The sequence below is a fragment of the Dictyoglomus sp. genome, from assembly GCF_049968615.1.
GTDB classification, from domain to species: domain Bacteria; phylum Dictyoglomota; class Dictyoglomia; order Dictyoglomales; family Dictyoglomaceae; genus Dictyoglomus; species Dictyoglomus turgidum.
Window position 1 is genome coordinate 22,680 of record NZ_JBMFQK010000005.1, and the last position, 24,410, is coordinate 47,089.

Here is a 24,410-nt window from a genome sequence, read left to right on the forward strand (position 1 = left end):
TGATTTGGTTTGTTAGAGAGGGCAAGAGTTATTCTTAAAAAAGGAGTGCATACAAAGGTTGTTAGGGGAAATCCTTGGATTTATGATAATGAGATATTGAAGATTGAGGGAGATTTTTTGCCAGGGGATGTTGTAGATATTTATGATGTAAGCAAAAGCTTTATAGGAAGAGGGTTTATAAATCCCAATTCAAAGATAAGAATAAGGATTCTTACAAGAAAGGAAGAGGAAATAGATAAAGAATTTTTTAGAGAAAGGATTCTTAAAGCTTGGGAGTATAGAAAAAAAGTAGTAGATACCGATTCTTGTAGAGTGGTTTTTGCTGAAGCAGATTTTCTTCCAGGACTTATTGTGGATAAGTTTTCAGATATTCTTGTGATTCAAACCTTAACTCTTGGGATAGATAGATTTAAAGAAGTTATAGTGGAAGTTCTTGATGAGATTTTTCAGCCAAAGGGTATATACGAAAGAAACGATGTCTCAGTAAGAGAGCTTGAGGGACTTCCTCAGGTAAAAGGTTTTTTAAAGGGAAATTTTGATACAAAAGTGGAGATAGTAGAAAATGGAATAAAAGTCATTGTGGATGTAGAAAATGGTCAAAAAACAGGCTATTTTCTTGATCAAAGGGAGAATAGGGCAAGTTTAAGGGGATTGGTAGATGGAGCAGAGGTTCTTGATGTCTTTTGTTATACAGGTGGATTTTCTCTTCATGCATTAAAATATGGAGCAAGTAAAGTTGTGGCGGTGGATTCATCGGGTATTGCTTTAGAGATAGCAAAGGAAAATGCTAAATTAAATGGATTTATGGATAGGATAGAGTTTATTGAAGAAAATGCTTTTGATCTTTTAAGAAGATTTCATAAAGAGGGGAGAAGTTTTGATGTGGTGATTCTTGATCCTCCTGCCTTTGCTAAGTCATCAAAAAATATTGACGGGGCTTTGAGAGGATATAAGGAAATAAATTTGAGAGCCATGAAGATAGTAAGGGATGGAGGATTTTTAATTACTTGTTCTTGTTCTCAGCATATTACAAGGGATCTTTTTGAAAAAGTCATAGAGTCTGCTAGTTTTGATGCCAATAGACTTCTTCGTCTTGTAGAGTTTCGCTATCAAGCAAAAGACCATCCTATTCTTCTTTCTCATCCTGAGTCTTTATATCTTAAGTGTGGGATTTATCAAGTTTGGAAAAAGTTATAATCTTATAACCGATTTTAATTCCTCTCGGTTTTCATAAAGCACTTCAAAGATGTCTTTATCAATGTAGCCCTCTCTTGCAAGTCTTCTCATATAATTTATAGCCATTTTCTCAGAGACTCCTTTTCTATATGGTCTATCCTCTAAAAGAGCAGAGTAAATATCTGCAGTGGCTACAATTCTTGCTTCAATAGGTATTTCATTTCCCTTTAGTCTAAAGGGATAGCCTTTTCCATTTAATTTTTCATGATGATAAGAAGACCATATAATTATGTCCTCAAAGGGAATGGAATTCTTAAGAGTTAAAAAAGTTTTAAAGGGATGCACTTTTATGTATTCTGTTTCTTTTCTTGTTAATTTATCTTTTTTTAATAAAATTTTTGAAGATAAGGCTACTTTTCCAATATCGTGAAGATATCCTGATATTCTTATTCTCTTTATTTTTTCATCATTTATATTTAAATTTCCTGCCAAAAAGGATGAGATGTTTGCTACGTTTCTTGAATGTCTTACTTGAATCCTGCTTCTATAATCTACAATTCTTGCAATGGCTTTTGAAAGGAGTAAAAAGGAATCAATATCAAGCTTTATATCGCAGGAAAAGTCCTTAGGAGTTATGTTATCATAATTTATTTCAAACCAAAAGGATTCCTTTTGAGAAAGATCATAAAAAGCGTTAAGTACATCAGGATGGAATAAATTCTCTCCCTTTTCTTTTATTTTTTTAATTATCTTATTCTTCTCTTTTAGTATATATTTACTTTTGTCATAGTTTTCATCAATATGTTCTGCAAGGTTTAATATTTGGCTTTCTATAGGTATTTTTTCATCTTGATAAAATTCTCCTCTTCCTAAATTCCAAGAAAAATGATGGTATTTTATTATGGTGGCGGGTCTTTCTAAAAAGGGAATATCCGATAGGAATAAGCTACTTTTTAAGGCATGATCAGAAATTTCCTTATGGTTGTAATTATTATTCTTGTTCCCATTTCCTGCATCATGAAGTAGGGCTGAAATGACAAGCTCATATTTGGATTTTTCTGGGAGCTTTAGGTGGTTTGCTATAGCGAGGGATATATTAGCTACCCTAGAAGAATGTCTTCGGTTTTCAGGAAGCTGACTATCCAACTGTTCAGAAAAAGCAAACAAAAAAGCAAGTAGAGACACCATTTTCTCCATAATTTTTTAGGTAATTTTAACACGACAAATTTTTTTTGTCAAAAATAATAAACCTTAATATTAAATTATTTTACCCTTAAGTTTTCGAAATTATTCTTTAATCAATGAAAATAGTTTTACCCTTTTCTGGATAAATTAACCTGCAAAAATTCTTGAATTCCATCTCCATTTAGATGTCCGCTGGCATGAAGAGGGGATTCTTCTCTTTTTTCTACTAAATTTCCCCTTATCTCTAAGTTGAAATATCTTAGCCAATTTTCTACTTTTTGCTGGTCTATTTTCATCTCTTCATTGAAAGCTTCGCTTGAGGAGAATATATATACTCCTTTATCAGGTAAAATGTCTAATAAAATATGAAAATCATAATAGGAGATGCATAAAATATAGTCCTTTGGATTTTTATTTATCTCCTTTGCTGTTACGACTTTTCCAGGAATATTTTTATATTTTTGAAGAAGGTTTTCTTCCCAAGTGTCATAATTTCCTTTAGGCTTTGCGTAAAAGGTTATGAATTCGTCCTTTTTAGGGTCAGGATATCCTATAAGAGATAGGCTCTCAAGAAGATATATGTCTTTTAGGGTTAGGACTAACTTTCTTCCTGTTTCTTTTTCTACCTCTAAAAAAGTTAATAACCTATCAATATTTCTTGGACCAAAATCTGCAATTACGTAATGAAAACAAGATTTAACTATCTCTAAAGCTTTTTCTTTTACTTCCTATTCGGTATAAAGTTTTTCAATATTAGGGTGGGTGCCTTCGCATATGAACACTTTTACATCCATTTCTTTTAAATTTTTCATAAATTCCTTTGTTAAATTTCCATTTCTTTCGTGTAGTCTTAAGTCTACTGTGTATACAATCCATCCTGCAGAGGTTTTTATAGCAAAGCTTCCTGCTCCTGGAATATAGTGATCTACAGGAAAAAATATAATTTCAAAAGGACCAATATTAAATTTATGGTTATTAATTTCTAAGAAGCTTTCGTAAAGATCGCTTATCTTTTTCTTTTCTATCTTTCTCCAGAATTCAAGTATTTTATCGTTGAAATTTTCTGCATAGGTGATGTATTTTCGAGGTTAAAGAAGTTATTATTGGGATTTTATGATTTATATAGGGGAGATAGCCTATGTGATCTAAGTGGGCGTGAGATATGAGTAGAGCAAGAGGCTCTATTTCTCTATAAAGAGAATGTTCTTTAAAATCTCCCCAGATTCCAGGAATTTCTAAATCTTCCCTATATAAACCTCTTAAAGGAGGAATAAGGCTTAGGTGTAAGTGGTCATAAATTCCTAAAATTTGCCTTGGCCTTAAGAATTTGTCAAAATATTTGTTCTCTTCATTAAAATTAGTTCCAAAATCTAAAAGGATAGAATTGTCTCCATCTTCTAAGAGTATTTTATTTCCCCTATGCAATTTACCCCATCATAAAAGTTAAGCTTTACATGCATATTTTATTTTATCACATGTTAAAATATAGGAGAAAATTAATTTTTAATGTGGTGATAAGAAGGTATGAACGAAACTATAAAAACTATCAAATCAAGGGTTAGTGTAAGGAAATTTTTGGAGAAAGAGGTTCCTAAGGAGATTTTAGAAGACCTTATTGATTGTGGAAGGCTTGCTCCATCAGGGTATAATAGACAGCCTTGGATATTTCTTGTAGTTACGGATAAAGAGTTAAAAAATAGGCTTGCTGAGATTACTCCTTGGGGAAGATTTTTAAAAGAGGCTGGCGCAGGAATACTTATATTTTGCGAAAAGGACGCAGAAACCGCCCTTGAAGATGCTTGTGCTGCGGGAGAAAATATAATTATTGCTGCTCAATCTTACGGACTTGGAACTTGTTGGATTAACTCTTACAAGAAAGCTTATTCTGAAGATGTAAAAAGGCTTGTTAAATGTCCTGATAATATGGAACTTATGGTCATGCTTGCTGTGGGTTATCCAGCAGAGATTCCTCAAAGACCTCCTAAGAAATCTCTTTCTGAGGTATTGAGGTGGCAGACCTTTTAAGGCCTGAAATAATATACGAAGATAATCATCTTCTTGTAGTAAATAAGCCCGCTGGAGTTTTGGTTCAAGGTGATATCACAAAAAGTACTACTCTTCTTGAAATCTCAAAGGCATACATTAAGGAGAAATATCAAAAGCCTGGGAATGTTTTTCTTGCTATTGTGCACAGACTGGATAAACCTGTATCAGGGGTGGTAATTTTTGCAAGGAATTCAAAATCTGCAGGAAGACTTTCGGAAGCTTTTCGAGAAAGAAAAGTGGAAAAAGAGTATTTAGCAATATGCGAAGGGATTTTCAAAATAAAAAAGGGAACTATAAATGAAAGCTTATTTTGGGATGAAAGGGAAAGAAAAGCAAAAATCTCTAATAAAGCTGAAAGTAGAGTTGCTATTACCCATTATGAGGTTTTGGAAGAGTTTAAAAATTTGTCCCTTGTAAGGCTCATACCTGAGACAGGGAGAAAACATCAGTTAAGAGCTCATCTTTCCTATATAGGACATCCTATATTGGGAGATGAAAAATATGGAGGGGGAAGAATATTTAAGGATAAGATCTTTTTGCATTGTAGGAGGATGAGGATTCCTCATCCTGTAAAAAAAGAGATTATGGAATTTAAGACAGAAGTTCCAAATTTCTGGAGTGAATTTTTAAAAATTAAAATTTAAAAGATGAAAAAGGGTCTAAGGCTTACTATAGAACTAATTCCAGAAAGTGCATGGGGAGAAAATTTGAGGAAATATCTTCCAAGGGAAGTTTGGAATAAAATAAGGAGAGAAGTTTTAAAGAAGTCAGGATACAAATGTGCCATATGCGGAAGCTCAGAGAAACTTCAATGTCATGAAGTATGGGAGTTTGATGATGAGAATCATATTTTGAAATTAAAGGGTTTTATGGCTTTGTGCGAGAAATGCCACTTAGTAAAGCATTTTGGTATGGCAGAAATTTTGGCGTCAGAAGGTAAAACAAATTTGGAGGATCTTATAAAACATTTTATGAAGGTAAACGACTGTGATAGAAAAACTTTTGAGGAACATAAAAAGGAGGCTTTTAAAAAATTTAACGAAAGATCAAGATATGAATGGTTAATAGATATCGCTGTATTAATATAAGATGGGGAAAGGGGAGGAATGAGGATTTTAGGGATGCTTGGTTCTAAATTTTTTGCATTTCGTGTAGGCTTCTCAAATAAATAGTGTCTTTTCTATCAAGCTTAGGTGTTCCCTTGCACTTTTTTCCCACGAAAATTCTTTTGCTCTCTCAATCCCCTTGTCAATTAGTTCTTTTCTAAGTTTTTCATTCTCCAATACCTCTTTTATTCCCTTAGCTATATCCCACTCGTCATGAGGATTTATATAATAAGCCGCATCTTTGCAAATTTCCCAAAGAGGTGGTATATGGGAAACTACAATGGGACATCCACATGCCATGGCTTCCAAAGGGGGGAGACCGAAGCCCTCATAAAGGGAAGGAAAAACAAAAATCTCTGCCAGATTATACAAATATGGAAGATCTCCTTTATCCACGTGTCCCGTGAAGATTACCCTCTCTTTTAAGATAGTATCTTTATTTATGAGCTCAAAAATCTTTTTATCCCCCTTTAAGAATCCTTCCTTTTGGCCTGTAATTACTAAAAATAGGTCTTTAAAATCCCCTGCAATGATCTTAAAAGCCTTTAAAAGTCTTCTTAAATTTTTATGGGGTTTTACGTTTCCCACAAATAAAAGAAATCTATTGGGCAACTTGTATTCTGATTTTATTTTCTCCAATTCTTCCTTCTCATATACTCTGAATCTCTCTCTATCTACGCCATTATATATTACCTTAATCTTCTCTTCCTTTACTCCTGTGTATTTTATGATTTCAGATTTTGAAAAGTTAGAAACAGTAATTATTACATCAGAAAGATTTACCGCGGAATTTATAAGGAATTTAGCATAAGTCCTTTCAAAAGGACTGTAAAGTTCTCCAAAGGCCAAATGAAATACGTCATGAATAGTAACTATTCTTTTTTTAGCTCTTATAGGGAAAACAGGTACGTTAAAATGTGGAGACCAAAAAATATCCACATCTTTTATCTTTAGGAGAAACTCTATTTGTTCTGTGGGAAAATAGATAGGGGATTTCATGGATATAAAATTCAAGTTAGATATATCAATATATTCTTCTACTTTCTCCCTTTCTCCTAAGAGGGAAAGATTTAAATGATTCTTCAAAAAAGGAATTAAATTTTGAAGATAAGTACCTATTCCAGAGGAATCTATCATTCGAGCATCAAGAAGAACCTTGGTCATTTTCTCATTCCATAAAAATCAGATAATTTACTTTTTTCTAATCCTTTTGAGCTTGATCCTATGCTTCCTCCCTCTTTATGGTATATTCTACTTCTCCAACAGTGTGCTAATTTATATCCTTTTCTTTTTGCCATTTTAGACCAATCTAAATCCTCGAAATATAAGACATCCATAAGCCATACATCTTCTATGAATTTTTTTGTCATATTGTCCTTAATCATCTACAAAATATCCTCTATCCCGGAATAATGTACAACAATATAAACTTTTGCATTATTCATAACTTTCTCATTACTGAATTCCATTTGTTAATAAATTCGGATAAAACTATCTCTTTCTTAAATCTCTTTCCCAATTCTTTGGCTCTTAAAGACAAATCTTTTTTATCATCCTCTGTCAATTGAAAATATTCTATCACCTTTTCTGCAGCCTTTTTGGGATCTAATGGTACTACGAAGTCATCTCTTAATTTTTTTACTATCTCTTTAGCTCCTGTATATTCTGAAACAATAGCAGGTAAGCCTCCTAAAAGAACCTCTATGGTACTTATCGAAAAAGCCTCACCTCTTCCTAAATGAAGGTAAAGGGATGATTTCTCTATATATTCATAGATCTGAGAGAATCCTACAAAATGAACTCCTTGATAATAGAATTTTTCTTTGATATCTTTGTTCCAATTTCCTAAAATAAATAACTCTGCATCTTGAAACTCTTGTTTTACAATTTTGAAGGTGTTTATCAATAGGTCTATTCCTTTATAAAAATGATCGGGACCGTTTCCTACAAATAGAATATTATGGTTGAATCTTTCTTTTATAGGGAGATTTAGGAGTTTGTTATATCTTTCTTCCTCGATGAATGGATAAGCTACTATGTATTTTGCCTGAGGAAATATTTCTTTTAAAAGATCTTTCTCCATCTCTCCTATGCATATGAATAGGTCTACCTGGGGAATTGCTAATGAATGCAGAAATCTCTTGAAAAGGTTCATTTTTTTAGTTTTAATATAGTACAACTTGGGATCCGCTGAAATGTTAATTATAAATTTCTTAAATTTCTTAAAGGGTAAGATTTTAAATAAGGCAGGAATTAAAAAAGTTCCTTCGCAGAGGAGAATCTCATAAGGGGAGGTAAATAAAGAGAATTTTATATAGGAGAAAATTCTTCTTAAAGGTTTTTTATTACTACATAATATATCCAAATCTTTAGCTCTTACCGCTTGGGCTAAGCTTTTATGAAAAGTATGTGGGATGTAGTAAAGGAAAAAAATATTTTTACCATTTTGCATACGCTAACCTACCTGCGACAAATATAGATTAACTAATTTATCTACTGAATGCTTTTCTAAGTACTTTGATCTTATAAGATCATAAAGCTCTATGTTTTGGGACTGAGAGTTAACTTTTAAAATTCCCTTCTTTATTGACTCTATACTATTAGGATCACAGTAGACTACTTTGTCCCCAAAATATTCTATCACAGGCTTGCATTTTCCTACTAATATGGGTTTTTTAAATATTCCAGCCTCAAGGTTACTTAAGCCAGGTGTTTCTAAAAAGCTTGGTAGTAGGTGGGCTTTGCAGTTTAAGTATGCGGATTTTAACAAGTCGCTCTTTCGGTCGATATATTCTATGTGTAGAATTTTGTCTTTATTAGTGTAAACTAATTTTTCAACTTCTTCTTTAATGTTATTATTTCTAAATCTAAATTTGCCTATTAGAACCAACTTTTTTTTCAAAATAGGATATACTTCTAAGAATGCTCTTAGAAGATTAAGAGTGTTTTTCCTTTCGTCCAAAAAGGCTACGGAGAGAAAATACTCGTCCTTATCAAGGTTATATTTTCTTAAAAATATGTTAGCATCCTCAGGATTATTAAAGATAGCGAAGCTGGAGTCTACATAATTGTATATTATCTCAATTTTGGGAGCATCTATTTGAAATAACTTTATTAACTGTACTTTTTCAGCATTACTATTTACAATAATAAGATCCGATTTGGAAAGAAAATATTTTTTATAGGAGAAAAAGTTAGGAACAGGACAAAGTTTTGAGAGAAGAGACCCTATTAACATCCTTGTCTCCTTTTCATAATAGAAGGTTGGGCTTACAAAAATCTTTATATTGGGAAAATTATTTTTTAAGTTTTTTACAATATCGTAAAACCAGTTACTATAACCAAAGAGGTGAATTATATCAAAGGTTTCCTCCATACTAAAAAAGTCTAAAAGCTTTACTCTTATGTTAAAATTTCCATTGTTAATATGTTCCATATAGGAAAGAAGTTGAACTTCTTTCCCTCCAAAGGCTATAGAAAAAGGGAAATCGCTTAGAAAAGCTACTTTAATCATAGGTACCTCAAGAATAATTTTTAAGAACTTCTCTTTGCCATTTTATTACTTCCCTTACACCTTCTCTAAAAGAGATCTTAGGTTTGTATCCTAAATTTTTTATTTTTTCTATAGAAAATCTTTTTACAAGACTCAGAAATTTAGAAGGTGGATCTATAATCTTTAAATTTTCAAAATCTCCTCCTACCTCCTCAATGATTATATTTGCTACCTCTTCCATAGTATGATATTCATCGGACCCAATATTAAAAGCCTCATATTTTTCTGTTATAGGGTAGTCTAACAGTAATTTAACCCCGTCGATAAAATCTGAAATATAGCACCAGGCTCTTATTGCTCCTTTATGAACTGTTATAGGTTTATTATTTAAGGCATTATAAACAAATATTGATATGGCACTTCTATATCTATTGGGATATTCTCCAGGGCCATAAACCATAAATGGTCTAATGGTTAATGCTTTGAGACCATAATTATCTACGTAATGTTTAACTATAGCTTCCCCATAAAGTTTGGACAGAGTATATATATTTGTTGTTATAAATGGATTACCTTTTAGCTCTATATCTTCCTCTTTGACCTCTTTCCCTTCATTAAAGAGTTTTCCATACACTTCAGAGGTACTAAAGTATATCAGTTTACTATTATATTCTAAACATAAGGAAATAATATTAAGAAGCCCAACATTATTAACATATACCATCCTTTGAGGATATTCTTCTCCTATTAGTCTCCCTACCTCTCCTGCAAGATGTATAACTGTACTTATTTTCTCCCTTTTAAAAACCTTCCATAAATCCTCAAAATGAGTCACATCAGCTCTTATATAATCGCTATAATCAGTAATCTTCTGGTCAATTCCTATAATTTCAAACCCATCTTTTTTCAAAGAATCATATAAAAAACCTCCAATAACACCTAACGCTCCAGTAATAAGGATTTTACTCATAATTTTTCTCCCCCATATTTGTCAGTAATTTTTTAAAATAAATTTCTAAGTCTTCCCAAATATTAGGAAAAGATATATTCCACTTTTTTAGGTAGCGAGAAAGTTTTTCTGTAGATCCCCAGAAACTAACAGGCCATATTTCTCCTTTTTCTTCAACAATATAATTAAAAGGTTTTATAGTATGTAAGAATTTAACTATGTCTAATACAGATACTTTCTCAGAATGATTTAAGTTTGTTACCTCTAAAAATTCATTATCTTCCTCCTTCATAGTTAATAATGCATTTACCAGTATTTCTGCAACAAAATTTACAGGTAAGGGATTTAAAAATGATCTACCACCTCCTAATACTTTCACTATATCCCCATTTACAGCCGATTTTGCACATTTAGGGATTAATCTATCCATTCTTTCTCCTTTTCCAAAGGCATACATTAATCTAAATATCCATAACTTTGATAAGTAACCAATTTTGTAAAAATACTTTGCATATTCTTCTTGAAACCGTTTTGAAATACCATAAGGTATAGTTGGGTAATGAATGATGTTTTCAGGAATCTCTCCTGTAAGTCCATAATATACTGCTTGAGAAGACAAGAGTATTAATTGTCCTCTAAAGTACTTCATAAAATTTAAAAAATTTCTCACATTTAGATCGAGATCCATAATTGGATTATTATAAGCCATATTGTGAAAACTATTACCTGCTAAGTATATGCAATATGAGAAATTTCTAGCAAGTTCACAGTCTTTTTCATCTTGGAGGTCTAATTTGACTTTTTGGAATTTATTCTCAATATTCTCTGGGTGTTTGTTATAAGTAAATATAAATTCTTTAGCAAAAGGCTTTTCTTTAATTAAGTCTTGTATCCCTCTTCCAATAAAACTACTTCCACCAACTACCAATATCATAACTTTTTTCTCCTTTCTCTCAACAATATTTTAAAATTCTCAAAGACATCACTCTTAGATTTTTCTTCGACATCTTTATAGAAATTGTCTCTACTTAAGCCTAAAGATTCTATATGCTGAGTTGTTTCTATTAGAGCCTTATTTAATAATTTTGACCTCTTTAGACCGGGGCTGTTATTTATCATGTAATTAATTAAAAATTCCGATGTAAAAGGATAAGCTAAATGTATTTTCTTACCACTGTAAATAGCTGATAGTAAAAACAATGCTATAAGTTTTGATAGTTCTTTTAATATTTCCTCTTCCTCTAATAGTTTTAAGATCCTTACTCTTGTTAAATCACAGCCATAAATCATTTCTTTTATTTTTTTGGATGTTTGAAACGGATGTTGTGTATAGAATACACCCACATCTTTTATAATTGCAGGTTTAATTTTTAATAGTGCGTAACGCATTAGTAAATCTCCATCGGCATCAACATTTCTTAATAAGGGATCAAAACTTCCATAATTTTCTAAACAATTCCTATGGAACATTAAAGAACTACCATTTATTGGGTTTGAGTAAATTATAAATAAAAAGAGAAAATCTGTGCTAATAGAGGATAGACAACTTAAGATTTTAGACTTATACGAATTTCCCATTAGTATGGCGTTATTAATACTCTCTCCTATATAATATTTTTCAAAGAAGCTCCATAAAGTCTTATTTTTTTTCATTGTAAGTATTTGTTTTTCAAGTTTTCTAGGATTTATAAATATATCGTCAGCGCTTAGCCAACAAATATAGCTCCCGTTAGCCTCCTTGAATCCTACATTTAATGCGTTTGCAGCACCTTTATTTTCCTTTAAATTGATGATTTTCATATAAATTTCTTTGTTTGGAACTAAATTTTCTAAGCTTTCTATAATGTCTAACGTATGGTCAGTGGAACCGTCGTTAATAACAACTATCTCTATTGGTCTATAAGATTGCTTAAATATAGAAAGTATAGCATTCTTTATAAAATGTTCCGCATTATAAGCAGGAATAACTACACTAATAAGGTCTTTTCCCTTCATACTATTCAACCCTTAATCGAAGAAGATGCTTATTGGTCACCTTTGTAAGAGATCTCAGCCTTGTTCCTGTTCCCCCTGCTAAAATTACTCCTTTCATAGGTTAATAATCTCCTTATAAAAAAGCAAAGTATATCTTATGCATATTTTCATCGCTTTTTATTATTTATATCATGAGATTTAATAAAATAAAATATTATATTCCATAAAAGGTGTTGAGAAAGTAGGACAACAAAGATGACTTTCTTGAGATTTTGCGCAGTGGGTAAGCAATATTTCTCTTGCTTATTTCTTTTTATTTTGTTATAATTTTGCACCGAACGACGTTCGTTCAAAATAAGGAGTGAAGGAAATGAGGATAAGTAAAGAGCCTGAAATAAGAAAACAAGAGCTAATTGAGACTGCTCTTAAATTATTTTTGTCCAAGGGTTATGAGAAAACCTCTGTTAGGGATATTTTGCGAGAGGTAAAGGGATCTCCTGGGATGTTTTATTATTATTTTTCCTCAAAGGAGGAGATTTTTGAGGAGGCTATAAAATACTATGTGGAGAATTATATAAAAGAGCTTTCTCAAATTTTTAAAGATGAAAATTTAACCCTGCAGGAGAAATATCAAAAAATAGTCAATGCAGTGGTAAAAGCCTTTGAAGATATGAAGTCTCTTTCAGATATTTATTATAGTCCTCAATATTTTCCTTTAAGAGTTAAAGTATCTTTCAAAATCCTTGATGGATTGAGAGAGCCCTTTGCAGAACTGATTGAAAAGATTAAAAAGGACAGAAATCTTGACTCTAAAAAAACTGCTACCTTTATTCTTTATGGAGTATATGGGTTATTACACAAAAATGCAGAAAATTTAGGAGAGCCAAGTAGTATTCAGAGCATAATGAACTTTATCCTTGAGCTTACGGGGAAAATTTTGGGAACTTTAAGTATTTAGAAGGGGATGGTGATTGTGTATGAAGAAAATTTACCTATGGGCATTTAGACATTCTAAGCTGGTACTTATTTTTTCTTTGGCTTTATTTGTTTTTTCTTTATATCTCACCTTAAACTTAAAAGTTAATTATGACTTATATTCTCTTCTTCCTAAGGATTTATCCTCAGTAAAAGCTTTAAATACTTTGAGAGAGAAGTTTAAATTAGGAGAAGAAGGCTACATATTGCTTCCTTTTAAGGATCCAAAAGAGGCTGATGAATTTAAAAATAAAATTGCAAAAATAAATGGGGTTTCTAAGGTCTCATGGATCTCTGATTATCAAGATATCTTTGTCCCTGAATATTTTTGGAATGAGGATTTAAAAAGTAGGTTTATAAGAGATGGTTATACCTTTTTAAAAGTAGATTTTATAGAATCTTCTCAAAGTCCTTTAACTAAAAAAGCTTCTCAGGAGATAAGAAAGCTTCTTCCTAAGGGGGCTTATTTTACAGGAAACGTGGCTATTGCTGAAGATCTAAGCGATTTGACTCAAAGGGAAACTGCAAAATATCTTCTGATAGGAAGTATTTTTGTAATAATATTTTTGTTTTTTCTTTTGCCTTCTATGTATGTTCCTCTTCTTATTTACTACAATATTTTCCTTGCTATTTTGGTGAATACTGCCATCTCTACTTTAATAGGGCAGGAGATAAGCTTTTTAACCAGGATGCTTGTGAGTATACTTCAAATGGGAGTTACTATGGATTATGCCATATTCTTGTATCATAGATATGAGGAAGAGGCAAAGAATAATAGTAGAGAAGAAGCAGGATGGATTGCAGTAAAGACTACCGCTACAAGTATTATTGCAAGTGCAGGGACAACTATAGCAGGATTTCTTGCTATGACTCAGATGAAGTTCGGACTTGGAAAGGATATGGGATTTATCTTAGCAAGGGGAGTTTTGCTTTCTCTCATATTCTCTTTAACTATTCTCCCTGTACTTTTCTATCATTTTTATAATAAGTGGGCAAATGCAAAAAGATGGGTTTTAAGGCTTTCTGGAGAAAGACTTTTTAAATTTATACTTAAGGCAAGACCTATAATTTTTGTCATATTTTTAATTGGGGTAGCAACTATTCTTTTGGCTCCTAAATTTCCTATGGACTATAAACTTCTAAGGGGATTTCCAGAAAATGTTCCATCCATGATAGGACAAAAAAAGCTTGAGGAAATATTTGAAAAAAGGTCTACTATTTTTGTTGTGGGAGAAGAGAGTCCAAAAAATTGGCAAGAGATCTTAAAGATTTTGAAGAAGGAAGAACATATTACAGGGGTTATGGGGTATTACAATATGGTTGATCCTCTTTTGCCCCAGTATATGGTGCCAGAGAGTGTGGTGAAAAATTTCTTTAAGGATAGCACGTCTTATGTGACATTAGATACAAATTTTGAATATGGTACTCTTGAATCCTATAAGTTTGTGGAAAGGTTAAGAGAAAATGTGGAGAAAAAATATAACGTAAAAATTACAGGTGTTCCTGTTTTAAATTATGATTTGAAAAATGTTACTACTAAGGATCTTGATAGGGTAAATTTCATCTCTATTATTGCTATATTTTTCATAATTGCTTTATCTTTCCTATCTATTCCTATTCCCTTCCTTTTAGTATTGGTCATTGAGATGGCTATTACCATAAATCTTCTCATAGATTATCTTACTTATGGATTTGTATTCTTCTCTTCTAACTTATTTATAGGGGCAATACAACTTGGTGCTACTATAGATTATGCGGTGCTCCTTACATCAAGATATTTGGAGGCAAAGAGCAAGGGACTTGATAGAGTTTCCTCGGCTCATTTTGCCTTTGAAGGTGTAAATAGTATTTTAACCAGTGCTGGTACTATGTTTTTTATAGCGCTACCCTTAGGAATTTTCTCTGAGATATTTATGGCGCAAAATCTTGCCATGCTTGTGAGTAGAGGAGCAATAATAAGTGTGCTTTTTGTTACTCTATTTATAATTCCTCTTCTTGTTACCTTTGATCCTATTATTGAGAAGTTAACTTTTATTAAGAGGGAGGGAAAATAATGAAAAGGGCATTTATTATAGGAGTCATATTTTTGCTTCTTATTGGGCTTTCCTTGGGAAACTCTTTAAAGATTAAAAATGATGAGACTGTCTATGTCCTTTTGGATTATGATGGAAAAGCAAAAAAAGTGGACTTGGTAAATTGGATTGAGGTACAGGGGCAGGGAGGCTTTGAGATAGTAAAGGATGCAAGATATATTAAAAATCCTGATCTTTATTCTGAAGATGTAAAGATGGACTTTACAAAAGACAAAATAAGATTTTATGGAAATGTTAAAGAGGTCAAAAATATTTATTATAAAGCAGAGGTTAACAGAAAGCTTCCCTTAGAGTTTAAGTTCACCTATAAATATAATGGAAAGGTTGCAAGTCCTAAGGAATTTTTGGGAAAATCTGGAAATTTAGATATTGAGATATATATTAAACCCATTGAAGATTTGCCTTTTAGAATTGTTATGTCCACAGAATTTCCTTCTGATGATCTTATCTTGAGAAATCCTGAAGATTTTATGGTAATGGTACTTGGTAAGACCGTGAGAGTTACAGGATTTACTTATCCGATCCCTGATGGAAAGATAATTTTATCTTTAAAAAGTAATAAGTTAAAAGTTCCTGATATTACTTTTACTGCTCTTCCTTCTCTTCCTCCCTTGGATCTTTCTACGGGAGAAAAATTAAAGGAATTCTATAATGGATTAGAAGGATTTCTTATGTTAAATCAAGCTCATCAAAAGATATTAAAAGGAATATTAGAAAGTCTTGAGAAGAATACTCTTTCTATACCTCAAGAATTTCTTACTCTTCCCTTTACTTTAATGTCCTATCAAAATAAAGCATACTTTATTTCTGATAGTTTAAAGACCTATCCTAAGAGCTTTAATAATCTCTATGAATTTATAAAAAGCAAAGCAGAAGGTAGTAAAGAAGAAGATTGGAAGAAGGCTTTGAGTCTTGCGGAGGAAGTAAAAAAGGAAATTGAAGAAAATAATATGTCCGATGACGTGAAAAAGATTGGAGATTTCTTGGCTGATTTAAATTTTCAAAGCAAAAAAGCTATGGATCTTTTGAGTGCATCTCTTGAAGGACTTCAAAAGATGGAAGAGCTTTTAAATACTATACTTTATGGAGGAGAGATTGAAGGAAAGAAGCTTCCAGGGCTTGTAGATGTAGAAAAGAATATGAAAAAGTCAAAAGATACCTTAAAGAGTAATTTAATGGAATTGGAAAAGGGAGAAAAAAAGCTTAAGGAGTGGGAAAATAAATTGAAAGATTATAACTTTGCAGGAAGGATTGAGGGAGCAAAATCCATAGTAAGATTTTACTTTAAATTAAAAGAGATGAAATAACAAAAGGGGGCAAGAGAATTACTCTTGTCCCCTTTTCTAATGTCTTAATTTAACCAGGTAGCTTGTAAATATCTACATCGTAGATTTCAAGTTCATCATAGGTTCCCATCATGGCATGAGGTCCATAGGGCCAGTATGCCATACCATAATACTTTTGCCCAAAGGGATTCTGTCCTATGAAAAACAATTCTCCATTGTTAAGATCAGTGTTGTAGTCATTCTCTGCTACTTTTATTCCATTTAAGTAGAGTTTGATTTTTCCTTCGGTTTTATTCCATATTACTGCAATCTCTGTAAATTGATCTGTAGGTAAAGTTATACTTTCAGCTATAGCATAGGACCAAGAGTATCCACTCCAAGTTCCAAAAATCATATTTATTATTTTTTCTTGCGTGTTTTGATCTACTCCAAATAGCATTACATTTGAAAAGCCTCCAGAAAATGCTTCCAGCCACCCTACGGTGTCCAAGAGAAAGGCTTCAAAGCGATTATTCATCGTAGTTGAATCATAGTAAGTCAACTGATAGTCTGAATTAGGTTTAAAGTAGAATTTAATAGTTCCCTCTGTAGGGTTTAGATATTGGGTGCTATAGCATATATAACTGTTTAAAGCATCTAAGTGAACGCCTTTTCCGACTTTACCGTTTACAAAGGATATATTTCTTATAGAGTCTATGGTTTCTCCATAGAATGGACTTGTGTATTTATTTTCATTATTTGTTTTGTTTTCAAAGTGGTCCACAAAAACGGGAGTGTTGCCTTGAGTTGGAGGATTAGTTTTGGGAATGCATCCGCTAATAAAAAGAAACATAAGGGAAATTAAGGAAAAATTAATGTTTTCTTCATGTTCCCTCCTTTAAAAATAAAAATTCAGAAGACTTTAGAAAACTTGGGTTATTAAAAAAGGGTTAATTAGGATTTATATAAGAATATGATTAATCAACTCTTTTTTAACAACTTTGGGAAAAATTTGATCCTACTTTCCCACCTCCTGTAAAGATTTTTACATTTATAGTTTATATTGTTTATAATTTGCCGTAAAGTGATGTATGTCACATTTTTAAAAATTTTTAGAAATTTTAGAAAATTACCTTTGAAGAAAGGGTTAAAAGGGTTACAATGGTTGAGGCAATAAGAACACCAGAAGTTATAGAGATAATAGCTTCTTTTAAGCTGAGCCCTAAAAATCTTGCCAAAATTGCACCTGTAAAGGCTCCTGTTCCAGGAAGGGGAATTGCCACAAAAACCGCAAGAGAAAACACAATCCCCAAGGAATATATTCTTAATCTTTTAAGTTTATTCCTTACAAAGCTATCATAATATCCCTTTAATGGCTCTTTGCTAAGTATATATTTTCCAATCCAGTTAATAATATTGTAAATTATTATTCCCATTAAAGTATTTCCAAGAAAGCTTATAATAAAACTTTCTAATGGAGAAAGGCCATTATAAATTCCGTAGGGAATAGATATTCGACATTCTCCTACGGGAGTCATAGAAAGCAAAAATACTTTAAAGATTAAACTTATATTCATGGAAAATATTATAATAACAATTTCAAATTAAATTCAAGCCATTCTCCATAACTTACAGGAGAAGTAGTATTTTTGGCAATAAAAAGCTTCCTTTGAAAAGGCAAATATATTATGCTTTGCAATGTTAAGCGGGTGCTTACATTTTTTAAAATCTCCTTCCCATATTCCACATCTATTTCTTCTTTTGAGCTTATCATCTCTCTTATTATCTTTTCTCTTTCCTTAGTATTTATCTGTCTTACAAAAGTGCCATCTACCGGAGTAGGAAGTTCTTCAATGAGTTTTTCTGCCTGCTCTGATATCATTTCGGGATGTTGAAAGTGGTTAGTTATAACTAAGAATCTCTCTTTATCAAGTTCTCTTATTGCTTTTTTTCTAGGGCTAATCTCTAATACTACTGCCTTTTTATCATCAGCAATTAATAGGTTTAGACCTTGATAGGGATATAATGCATTTTCTAATGCCTCATCGATACTATTAGAATATTGGATTATTTTTCTTGTAATGAGGCATTCCGGAGCGCCCATATTGGTTTTGTGGCTTTGAGATACATTTATAGATATATAAAGGTTTTTAGATATTCCTGTGTAGGCTCCTACAAGTCCAGGAAAGGATATAGAAATAAATGGATTTCCCTTTTCAGGATAATATTTAAAAATTACAGGACATAGTGGAAGCTCATTTACAAATACACCATAATCTAGATTTCTTCCTATTATCAGATTTCCATCTTTATTTCTAAATACAAAGGCAGAGCAACCAATTATAGATATTTTCCAGTAATAATTTAATACTATTTCATCCATGAGATTGAAAAGGAGTATATTTTCATAGGGGACTTCTGCTCCATTGGATATTCCTTTCATCTCTTCTATGAGTTCTTTAAATTCTGGGTAAGTTTTCCCAAATTCCTCTGCTAATTCTTTGGCAGTTTTTAATATGGTTTTATATATGATGAGTTTTTCAATCCTATGGCTAAAATATTGAATTTCTTCTTTTAATTCTTTTCCATGTTGATATCCTATCTCATAGGGGTTTCCTCTGAGTTCTACTATCCTTATGCCAGTATCCTTTAATACTGGCTCGGGTTTGATACAGCCTTGTGAGGATATTAGTATGAGAACTACTAATAGAAGAAATATTCGCTTCATATTACAATTTTAAACTTTTTAAATATTCTTTTTCAATTCTTTTTAACAAAATAATGTTATAATCTTTTTTGAAGGTTTATATGGTTTAGGAGGGGATATGAAGAGGTTTTTAAAAATTTTTTTTATCCTTCTTTTCCTCTTAAATTTTGCCTATGCTAAGGAGTATTTTATAAGAGAAGCAATACTTACCTATGACATCCTACCTACAGGGGAGATTAAAGTAGAAAATAAATTAACTTATGATTTTTCCGGATCCTTTTCCCGGGCATGGATAACTATTCCAAAAGGAAAGTATAGTATTGGGGAAATTTCTGTTGGAGAGATTATTGATGGGATTTACAAAGGTTATTCTTATCATAAAGAGACTTCAGAAAGAATTCCTGGAACCTTTGATGTGGTTCAAGAGGGCAACCAATATAAAATAACCTGGTTTTATAGAGCTAATAATACCAAAAAAACCTTTGTAATAAGGTATAAGTTAGAAAATGCTTTAAAAGTTTACGATGATGTGGCTGAATTTTATTGGAAGGTATGGGGTGGAGATTGGGATATAGGTCTTCCTGCTTTATGGACAGAAGTAAATTTACCCTCTGAGATTAAATCTACTAATGATGTATTATACTGGCTACACCCTAATATAGATGGAAAGATAGGTATTAAGAAAGATTATAAGGGAATTGTAGCTTATGCAGGAAATATTCCCCCCCATCAGTGGGTAGAAGTAAGGGTTGTATTTCCTAAGAGTTATTTGACTAAGCTTGATCCCTTTAAAGTAGAATTAGCTTCAGAAAGTGGAAGAAATCTTATATTAGATGAGGAACAAAGATGGCAAAAACAGGAGATTGAAGAAGAGCAGAGAGAGGTTGTATACATAAAAGTTTTTGGTGTATTTTCTCTTTTGTTACTTTTTTTAGGCATTTTCTTACCCCTACGGATATATTTTAAGTATGGAAGAGAGCCAAAGGTAGAGTATGAAAGGGATTACGAGCAGGAGCCTCCAGCGGATATCCCACCCGCATGGGTTGAGGCTTTAGTAAATCAAGCTTCTACTTTAACTCCTAACTCCATAGTGGCTTCAACTCTTGAGCTCGCAAGAAGAGGTTATATAAAGATTGAGGAAGAAGAAAAGCGAAGCTTTTTAGGACTAAAACATAAGGAATATAAGATCGTAATTACTAATAAAGAGATAGAAAATGATCTTTCGGAAGAGTTAAGGCTTCTTCTTGAGGAGTTAAGAAGTTTTGGAAGAGAATTTTATATATCGGAATTGAAAAAGAAAGACCTTTCTAATTTCAAGAGAGAGTTTGACAGTGTTGTAAAAAACTATGTTTTTAAAGAGAAAAAGTGGATTATTGATGAGGGAAAGCAAAAGCTTTATATCTTAATTGCTCTTTGGATTGGACTTGGAGTTTTATACTATTTGGGAATTTTCTCTTCTGCTCTTTTTAGAAATGAGCTTTCTTTTTGCAGCGTATTTTTATGGTTTATTCTTTTTATAAATATAGTGATCTCTGCTTTATTCATACGTCCTGTACAGAGATATTCGGAGGAAGGAAAGCTTTTAGCCCTAAGATGGAAGGCATTTAGAAGATATCTTAAGGATTTTTCTTTAATCTCTGAGCGTCCTCCTTCATCCTTGATCTTATGGGAGAAATATTTAGTTTACGGAACAGTTCTTGGAGTTGCTAAAGAAGTTTTAAGGGCTATGCAAATGCTTAATGTGCCTGTAGATCAGATAAGCTGGTATGTTCCTATGTCCACCTCCTCTGCTATGGGACTTGCTGATTCAATTCAGAGCTTTAGCTCATCTCTTGAAGATTTTAGTAGTGCCTTTTCAAGTAGTGTTATATCCTCTACTTCCTCTGGTTCTTCGGGAGGAGGTGGCGGTGGAGGAGGGGGAGGAGGCGGAGGTGCAGATTAAAAGGAGATTTTGAGAAAGGAGTGATTATATGCTGGAAAAATTAAATGATTATTGGAAAGCTTGTTGTTATTTAGCTGCAGGTATGATTTATTTATGGGATAATCCTCTTTTGAAGGAGCCTTTAAAACCGGAACATATTAAGGAGAGACTTCTTGGACATTGGGGAGCAAGTCCTGGACTTTCCTTTGTTTATGTACATGGAAATAGGGTGATAAATAAATATGATTTAAATTGTATATTTATAGCAGGCCCCGGACATGGAGCACCTGGAGTAATTGCACCAGCCTATTTAGAAGGAACGATAAGTGAACTCTATTCTCAATTTAGTCAAGATGAAGAGGGAATGAAAAATCTTTTTAAAGCCTTCTCTTTTCCAGGTGGCCTTGGTAGCCATTGTACTCCAGAACTTCCAGGATCTATTCAGGAGGGTGGAGAGCTTGGGTATAGTTTATCTCATGCCTTTGGTGCAGTATTTGATCACAAAGATCTTATTGCCATAACCGTAGTAGGCGATGGGGAAGCAGAAACTGGTCCTCTTGCCACTTCTTGGCATTCTAATAAGTTTTTAAACCCTGTAAGAGATGGGGCGGTACTTCCTGTGCTTCTTCTCAATGGCTACAAAATAAATAATCCTACTCTTCTTTCAAGAATAGAGAATGATGAACTTATAAATCTTTTTAAAGGATATGGATATGAGCCTTATATAGTAGAGGGAGAAGAATCCTTTGAAGTTCACGAAAAGATGGCAAAAGCTATGGATTCTGCCGTTGAGAAAATAATTAATATATGGGAAGATGCAAGATCTAATAATAAACCTTTTAGACCTTTATGGCCCATGATTATATTGAGGACTCCAAAGGGATGGACCGCACCAAGAAAAGTAGGGAATCACTACATTGAGGGTTATTGGAGAGCTCACCAAGTACCCTTCTCTGATGCCAAGGAAAATCCAAAATCTCTTGAAGTTCTTGAGGCTTGGCTTAGAAGTTATGAGCCTCAAAAACTTTTTACACCTGAGGGGAAATTGAGAGAGGATTTAAGAGAACTTGCTCCAAAGGGCGAAAAAAGAATGAGCGCTACTCATTATGCTAATGGAGGATTTTTGAGGAAAGAATTAAAGCTTCCTGATTTAAAAAATTATGCAGTTAAAGTAGAAAGCCCTATTAATGATGAAGCGGAAAATACTCGTCCTCTTGGTATATTTTTGAAAGAGATTATTAGGTTAAATCCTGATAATTTCAGAGTTTTTGGACCTGATGAGACCAAGTCTAATAGGCTTGATGCGGTATTTGAATATGGAAAGGCATGGATGGCTAAAATATTACCCGAAGATGAAGATGAAGGATTTTTATCTCCTTTTGGAAGAACCATGGAGATGCTTTCAGAACATACCCTTGAAGGTTGGCTTGAAGGCTATCTTCTTACAGGAAGACATGGATTTTTAAATACCTATGAAGGATTTGCTCCTATTATTTCTTCCATGGTAAACCAATTTGGAAAGTGGCTTGACATATCTTCAGATATTCCATGGAGAGCTCCCATATCTTCTTTAAACCTTCTTCTTACATCAGTAGTTTGGAGACAGGATCATAACGGTTTTACTCATCAGGATCCTGGATTTATTACCTCTATTGTAGACAAATGGCCTAATGTGGTAAGGGTATACTTCCCACCTGACGCCAATACCCTTCTTTGTACTGTTTGGCATTGCTTCCAAACCACAAATAGAATAAATATTATTGTTATTGATAAACAAAAACATCCTCAATACTTATCTATAGAGGATGCCTTTAAACATGCCATGAAGGGAATAGGAATTTGGGATTTTGCAAGCAATCATCCTGAGCATGAGCCCGATGTGGTTATAGCAAGCTGTGGAGACATACCTACAAAAGAAGCTATTTATGCGGTAAAGATACTTAAAAAATTGTTCCCTAATCTTAAGATAAGATTTGTAAACGTACTCAATTTATTTACCCTAACTCCTAATACAGAACATCCCGATGGACTTTCCGATAGGGAATTTGACTCCTACTTTACAAAGGACAAACCAGTAATATTTAACTTCCATGGATATCCATGGCTAATTCATAGACTAACTTACAGAAGAAATAACCATAAAAATATCCACGTAAGAGGGTATAGAGAAAACAGAAAAATTGGAATAGATGCAGGATATTTAGCCCCCTTCTTAAAAGGAAGAGGAGGAATAACCACTCCACTTCAACTTGCTATTCTTAACCAGATAGATAGATTTAGTATTGCTATGGATGTGATAGAAAGGGTAGAAGCATTGCAAGACGAAGGTGGATACTACAAAGATCTTTTAAAGAATAAACAGATTGAAGCCTTAGAATATGCATATAATCATGGAGTTGATAAAGAATTTGATGAAAAAGATTTATAATTGAAAAGAAAACATTCATTATAGATAAAGGGGAAGGAATTTACTGCCTTCCCCTTTTTTATTTAAATTTTTTTTGAAGGAATAATTTTGACCCCAAAAGGTTTTATTTTAAATAATAAGTTTTAAAGATTTTTGATATAATAATTTTAAAAGATAAGCTCTGAGGGAATTAAATGTATAAATTTGAATGGGATAAAGAGACAGGGGGAGTTATATTAGTAAGCTCTTCAACTTCAGATTTACCCTCTCCACGTCCAGTTTTTTATGAAGAATTAGACCTCTTGGGTTTTGATAAGTATTGGGAATATCCAAAATCTGAGGAACCTCTTTTATGGAATATTGGTAGAAAATATTACTATTTTGGAGAAATGGTGGCAGAAGTTAGAGGGGGTAATATATTTGAGGATCCTAAGATTTTATTCACAGACAAAGGAAAAGATTTAAAGCTTAAACCAATAGATTTGAAAGGGATGATAGAAAAGAATATAGAACCCTTGAAGGTATTAGAAAATGAAGCCATCGATTTTATAAATGATGTTTATAAAAAATATAAAGAAAAAGTAGATTATTTTATTGTTTCCTATAGTGGAGGAAAAGATTCTCAAGTAGTCTTGGATTTGGTAAGTAAAAATCTACCCCCTGATGAATATATAGTAATTTTCACAGATACTACAATGGAGATTCCACCTACTTATGAGGTGTACGAGAAGACAAAAGAATATTATCAAAAGTTATATCCCAATTTGAAATTTCTATACAGTAAGAAATGAACAACATTCCTATGATTTATGGAAAATATTTGGACCTCCAAGTAGGATAATTCGTTGGTGTTGCTCTGTTTATAAAACTTCTCCTCAAGTAAGGTTTTTAAGAAGATTGAATCCTGACAAGGAAAATTTGAAAATTTTGGTTTTTGATTGGGTTAGAGCAGAAGAAAGTGCAAGAAGGAGTACTTATGAGAGGGTAGGAGAGGAAGTAAAGCATTATACAGTCATTAATTCAAGAGTCATATTGAATTGGTCATTTGTAGAAAGTTTTCTTTATTTATTTTATATAAAGCTTAAAAAAATAGTGATGGAGGAATATTAATAA

At 32.5% G+C, this 24,410-nt stretch carries 25 protein-coding genes and 1 pseudogene; 12 read left to right on the forward strand and 14 right to left on the reverse strand.

The genetic code is table 11. The annotated features are described in order from the left end of the window. The first annotated feature begins 9 nt into the window (after positions 1-9). On the forward strand, positions 10-1,197 hold the full coding sequence (locus ACP5QL_RS05065; RefSeq protein ID WP_012582740.1) for a class I SAM-dependent rRNA methyltransferase: 1,188 nt from the start codon (positions 10-12) through the stop codon (positions 1,195-1,197). Here ACP5QL_RS05065 and ACP5QL_RS05070 read toward each other — a convergent pair. Together ACP5QL_RS05070 and ACP5QL_RS05075 are read right to left on the reverse strand one after the other, a co-directional pair. After that, positions 1,192-2,364 (reverse strand): HD domain-containing phosphohydrolase, encoded by a 1,173-nt coding sequence (locus ACP5QL_RS05070; protein ID WP_428125812.1) that lies wholly within the window; start codon positions 2,362-2,364, stop codon positions 1,192-1,194. The genes ACP5QL_RS05065 and ACP5QL_RS05070 overlap by 6 nt on opposite strands. Before the next feature lie 125 nt (positions 2,365-2,489). Then, entirely contained in the window at positions 2,490-2,657 is a 168-nt protein-coding gene (locus ACP5QL_RS05075; RefSeq protein WP_164930967.1) for a hypothetical protein, read from the reverse strand. 478 nt (positions 2,658-3,135) lie between these two features. On the opposite strand from ACP5QL_RS05075, the gene ACP5QL_RS05080 reads away from it, so the two are divergent. Next, positions 3,136-3,282, forward strand: a complete 147-nt coding sequence (locus ACP5QL_RS05080) for a hypothetical protein (protein ID WP_424662025.1) — start codon at positions 3,136-3,138, stop codon at positions 3,280-3,282. 126 nt (positions 3,283-3,408) lie between these two features. Here the strand turns inward: ACP5QL_RS05080 and ACP5QL_RS05085 are convergent, their stop codons facing one another. Beyond that, the gene (locus ACP5QL_RS05085) at positions 3,409-3,786 is read right to left on the reverse strand and encodes a hypothetical protein (RefSeq protein ID WP_428125815.1); all 378 of its coding nucleotides are present in this window, start codon (positions 3,784-3,786) and stop codon (positions 3,409-3,411) included. Between the two features lie 99 nt (positions 3,787-3,885). Between ACP5QL_RS05085 and ACP5QL_RS05090 the strand changes: the two genes are divergently transcribed. From ACP5QL_RS05090 to ACP5QL_RS05100, 3 genes are read left to right on the forward strand one after another with little or no spacing between them, the layout of a single operon-like run. After that, positions 3,886-4,386: a nitroreductase family protein gene (locus ACP5QL_RS05090; RefSeq protein ID WP_012582742.1), complete on the forward strand. Its 501-nt coding sequence runs from the start codon at positions 3,886-3,888 to the stop codon at positions 4,384-4,386. Next, on the forward strand, positions 4,371-5,051 hold the full coding sequence (locus tag ACP5QL_RS05095) for an RluA family pseudouridine synthase (RefSeq protein ID WP_272996005.1): 681 nt from the start codon (positions 4,371-4,373) through the stop codon (positions 5,049-5,051). Before ACP5QL_RS05090 ends, ACP5QL_RS05095 begins: the two co-directional genes overlap by 16 nt. Positions 5,052-5,054: 3 nt before the next feature. Continuing rightward, complete coding sequence (locus ACP5QL_RS05100) at positions 5,055-5,495, forward strand: HNH endonuclease (protein WP_428125820.1); 441 nt, start codon at positions 5,055-5,057, stop codon at positions 5,493-5,495. Positions 5,496-5,567: 72 nt separating this feature from the next. On the opposite strand, the gene ACP5QL_RS05105 is transcribed toward ACP5QL_RS05100, so the two are convergent. The 8 genes and pseudogenes from ACP5QL_RS05105 to ACP5QL_RS05140 form a co-directional block, all read right to left on the reverse strand. Beyond that, positions 5,568-6,677: a glycosyltransferase family 4 protein gene (locus tag ACP5QL_RS05105; protein ID WP_428125822.1), complete on the reverse strand. Its 1,110-nt coding sequence runs from the start codon at positions 6,675-6,677 to the stop codon at positions 5,568-5,570. After that, the gene (locus ACP5QL_RS05110; protein ID WP_272996000.1) at positions 6,674-6,898 is read right to left on the reverse strand and encodes a hypothetical protein; all 225 of its coding nucleotides are present in this window, start codon (positions 6,896-6,898) and stop codon (positions 6,674-6,676) included. The genes ACP5QL_RS05105 and ACP5QL_RS05110 overlap by 4 nt, the downstream gene beginning before the upstream one ends. A gap of 56 nt (positions 6,899-6,954) precedes the next feature. Continuing rightward, positions 6,955-7,596: a glycosyltransferase family 4 protein gene (locus tag ACP5QL_RS05115; protein WP_428125825.1), complete on the reverse strand. Its 642-nt coding sequence runs from the start codon at positions 7,594-7,596 to the stop codon at positions 6,955-6,957. Between the two features lie 372 nt (positions 7,597-7,968). Continuing rightward, complete coding sequence (locus ACP5QL_RS05120; RefSeq protein ID WP_273333275.1) at positions 7,969-9,027, reverse strand: glycosyltransferase; 1,059 nt, start codon at positions 9,025-9,027, stop codon at positions 7,969-7,971. Positions 9,028-9,034: 7 nt separating this feature from the next. Continuing rightward, a complete protein-coding gene (locus ACP5QL_RS05125) occupies positions 9,035-9,976 on the reverse strand; it encodes an NAD-dependent epimerase/dehydratase family protein (RefSeq protein ID WP_428125828.1) in 942 nt (313 codons plus the stop codon). Beyond that, a complete protein-coding gene (locus ACP5QL_RS05130) occupies positions 9,969-10,889 on the reverse strand; it encodes an NAD-dependent epimerase/dehydratase family protein (RefSeq protein WP_428125831.1) in 921 nt (306 codons plus the stop codon). Before ACP5QL_RS05130 ends, ACP5QL_RS05125 begins: the two co-directional genes overlap by 8 nt. After that, a complete protein-coding gene (locus ACP5QL_RS05135) occupies positions 10,886-11,950 on the reverse strand; it encodes a glycosyltransferase family 2 protein (protein ID WP_428125833.1) in 1,065 nt (354 codons plus the stop codon). The genes ACP5QL_RS05130 and ACP5QL_RS05135 overlap by 4 nt, the downstream gene beginning before the upstream one ends. A gap of 19 nt (positions 11,951-11,969) precedes the next feature. After that, a pseudogene (locus tag ACP5QL_RS05140) lies at positions 11,970-12,047 on the reverse strand (sugar phosphate nucleotidyltransferase); the annotation flags it as partial. 252 nt (positions 12,048-12,299) lie between these two features. Here ACP5QL_RS05140 and ACP5QL_RS05145 point away from each other — a divergent pair. The 3 genes from ACP5QL_RS05145 to ACP5QL_RS05155 are packed head-to-tail and all read left to right on the forward strand — an operon-like array spanning position 12,300 to position 16,304. After that, the gene (locus tag ACP5QL_RS05145; protein ID WP_012582751.1) at positions 12,300-12,887 is read left to right on the forward strand and encodes a TetR/AcrR family transcriptional regulator; all 588 of its coding nucleotides are present in this window, start codon (positions 12,300-12,302) and stop codon (positions 12,885-12,887) included. Positions 12,888-12,906: 19 nt separating this feature from the next. Next, the gene (locus ACP5QL_RS05150) at positions 12,907-14,958 is read left to right on the forward strand and encodes an MMPL family transporter (RefSeq protein WP_272995443.1); all 2,052 of its coding nucleotides are present in this window, start codon (positions 12,907-12,909) and stop codon (positions 14,956-14,958) included. Continuing rightward, positions 14,958-16,304, forward strand: a complete 1,347-nt coding sequence (locus ACP5QL_RS05155; protein WP_428125836.1) for a hypothetical protein — start codon at positions 14,958-14,960, stop codon at positions 16,302-16,304. Before ACP5QL_RS05150 ends, ACP5QL_RS05155 begins: the two co-directional genes overlap by 1 nt. A 49-nt stretch (positions 16,305-16,353) precedes the next feature. Here the strand turns inward: ACP5QL_RS05155 and ACP5QL_RS05160 are convergent, their stop codons facing one another. The 3 genes from ACP5QL_RS05160 to ACP5QL_RS05170 all read right to left on the reverse strand — a co-directional run bounded on the left by ACP5QL_RS05160 (position 16,354) and on the right by ACP5QL_RS05170 (position 18,990). Next, complete coding sequence (locus ACP5QL_RS05160; protein ID WP_428125838.1) at positions 16,354-17,115, reverse strand: LamG-like jellyroll fold domain-containing protein; 762 nt, start codon at positions 17,113-17,115, stop codon at positions 16,354-16,356. Between the two features lie 268 nt (positions 17,116-17,383). Next, a complete protein-coding gene (locus ACP5QL_RS05165) occupies positions 17,384-17,839 on the reverse strand; it encodes a COG2426 family protein (protein WP_012582755.1) in 456 nt (151 codons plus the stop codon). 8 nt (positions 17,840-17,847) lie between these two features. Continuing rightward, complete coding sequence (locus tag ACP5QL_RS05170; RefSeq protein WP_428125843.1) at positions 17,848-18,990, reverse strand: C45 family autoproteolytic acyltransferase/hydolase; 1,143 nt, start codon at positions 18,988-18,990, stop codon at positions 17,848-17,850. A 97-nt stretch (positions 18,991-19,087) separates the two neighbouring features. On the opposite strand from ACP5QL_RS05170, the gene ACP5QL_RS05175 reads away from it, so the two are divergent. From ACP5QL_RS05175 to ACP5QL_RS05190, 4 genes are all read left to right on the forward strand, one after another. Then, positions 19,088-20,911 (forward strand): DUF2207 domain-containing protein, encoded by a 1,824-nt coding sequence (locus ACP5QL_RS05175; protein WP_428125846.1) that lies wholly within the window; start codon positions 19,088-19,090, stop codon positions 20,909-20,911. Positions 20,912-20,939: 28 nt separating this feature from the next. Further along, positions 20,940-23,318: a phosphoketolase family protein gene (locus ACP5QL_RS05180; RefSeq protein ID WP_272995437.1), complete on the forward strand. Its 2,379-nt coding sequence runs from the start codon at positions 20,940-20,942 to the stop codon at positions 23,316-23,318. Between the two features lie 173 nt (positions 23,319-23,491). Further along, positions 23,492-24,088, forward strand: coding sequence for a phosphoadenosine phosphosulfate reductase family protein (locus ACP5QL_RS05185; RefSeq protein WP_428125848.1), 597 nt, complete (start codon positions 23,492-23,494; stop codon positions 24,086-24,088). 106 nt (positions 24,089-24,194) lie between these two features. Then, positions 24,195-24,407, forward strand: a complete 213-nt coding sequence (locus tag ACP5QL_RS05190; RefSeq protein WP_272995434.1) for a hypothetical protein — start codon at positions 24,195-24,197, stop codon at positions 24,405-24,407. The last annotated feature ends 3 nt before the right edge of the window (positions 24,408-24,410 follow it).

What these genes read in the sequence shown, in the direction of transcription:
- ACP5QL_RS05070 (WP_428125812.1), bottom strand. Translation starts at nt 2,364, where the DNA reads ATGGTGTCTCTACTTGCTTTTTTGTTTGCTTTTTCTGAACAGTTGGAT.
- ACP5QL_RS05075 (WP_164930967.1), bottom strand. Translation starts at nt 2,657, where the DNA reads ATGAAAATAGACCAGCAAAAAGTAGAAAATTGGCTAAGATATTTCAAC.
- ACP5QL_RS05080 (WP_424662025.1), top strand. Translation starts at nt 3,136, where the DNA reads ATGAACACTTTTACATCCATTTCTTTTAAATTTTTCATAAATTCCTTT.
- ACP5QL_RS05090 (WP_012582742.1), top strand. Translation starts at nt 3,886, where the DNA reads ATGAACGAAACTATAAAAACTATCAAATCAAGGGTTAGTGTAAGGAAA.
- ACP5QL_RS05100 (WP_428125820.1), top strand. Translation starts at nt 5,055, where the DNA reads ATGAAAAAGGGTCTAAGGCTTACTATAGAACTAATTCCAGAAAGTGCA.
- ACP5QL_RS05105 (WP_428125822.1), bottom strand. Translation starts at nt 6,677, where the DNA reads ATGACCAAGGTTCTTCTTGATGCTCGAATGATAGATTCCTCTGGAATA.
- ACP5QL_RS05110 (WP_272996000.1), bottom strand. Translation starts at nt 6,898, where the DNA reads ATGATTAAGGACAATATGACAAAAAAATTCATAGAAGATGTATGGCTT.
- ACP5QL_RS05115 (WP_428125825.1), bottom strand. Translation starts at nt 7,596, where the DNA reads ATGGAGAAAGATCTTTTAAAAGAAATATTTCCTCAGGCAAAATACATA.
- ACP5QL_RS05120 (WP_273333275.1), bottom strand. Translation starts at nt 9,027, where the DNA reads ATGATTAAAGTAGCTTTTCTAAGCGATTTCCCTTTTTCTATAGCCTTT.
- ACP5QL_RS05125 (WP_428125828.1), bottom strand. Translation starts at nt 9,976, where the DNA reads ATGAGTAAAATCCTTATTACTGGAGCGTTAGGTGTTATTGGAGGTTTT.
- ACP5QL_RS05130 (WP_428125831.1), bottom strand. Translation starts at nt 10,889, where the DNA reads ATGATATTGGTAGTTGGTGGAAGTAGTTTTATTGGAAGAGGGATACAA.
- ACP5QL_RS05135 (WP_428125833.1), bottom strand. Translation starts at nt 11,950, where the DNA reads ATGAAGGGAAAAGACCTTATTAGTGTAGTTATTCCTGCTTATAATGCG.
- ACP5QL_RS05145 (WP_012582751.1), top strand. Translation starts at nt 12,300, where the DNA reads ATGAGGATAAGTAAAGAGCCTGAAATAAGAAAACAAGAGCTAATTGAG.
- ACP5QL_RS05150 (WP_272995443.1), top strand. Translation starts at nt 12,907, where the DNA reads ATGAAGAAAATTTACCTATGGGCATTTAGACATTCTAAGCTGGTACTT.
- ACP5QL_RS05155 (WP_428125836.1), top strand. Translation starts at nt 14,958, where the DNA reads ATGAAAAGGGCATTTATTATAGGAGTCATATTTTTGCTTCTTATTGGG.
- ACP5QL_RS05160 (WP_428125838.1), bottom strand. Translation starts at nt 17,115, where the DNA reads ATGTTTCTTTTTATTAGCGGATGCATTCCCAAAACTAATCCTCCAACT.
- ACP5QL_RS05165 (WP_012582755.1), bottom strand. Translation starts at nt 17,839, where the DNA reads ATGAATATAAGTTTAATCTTTAAAGTATTTTTGCTTTCTATGACTCCC.
- ACP5QL_RS05170 (WP_428125843.1), bottom strand. Translation starts at nt 18,990, where the DNA reads ATGAAGCGAATATTTCTTCTATTAGTAGTTCTCATACTAATATCCTCA.
- ACP5QL_RS05175 (WP_428125846.1), top strand. Translation starts at nt 19,088, where the DNA reads ATGAAGAGGTTTTTAAAAATTTTTTTTATCCTTCTTTTCCTCTTAAAT.
- ACP5QL_RS05180 (WP_272995437.1), top strand. Translation starts at nt 20,940, where the DNA reads ATGCTGGAAAAATTAAATGATTATTGGAAAGCTTGTTGTTATTTAGCT.
- ACP5QL_RS05185 (WP_428125848.1), top strand. Translation starts at nt 23,492, where the DNA reads ATGTATAAATTTGAATGGGATAAAGAGACAGGGGGAGTTATATTAGTA.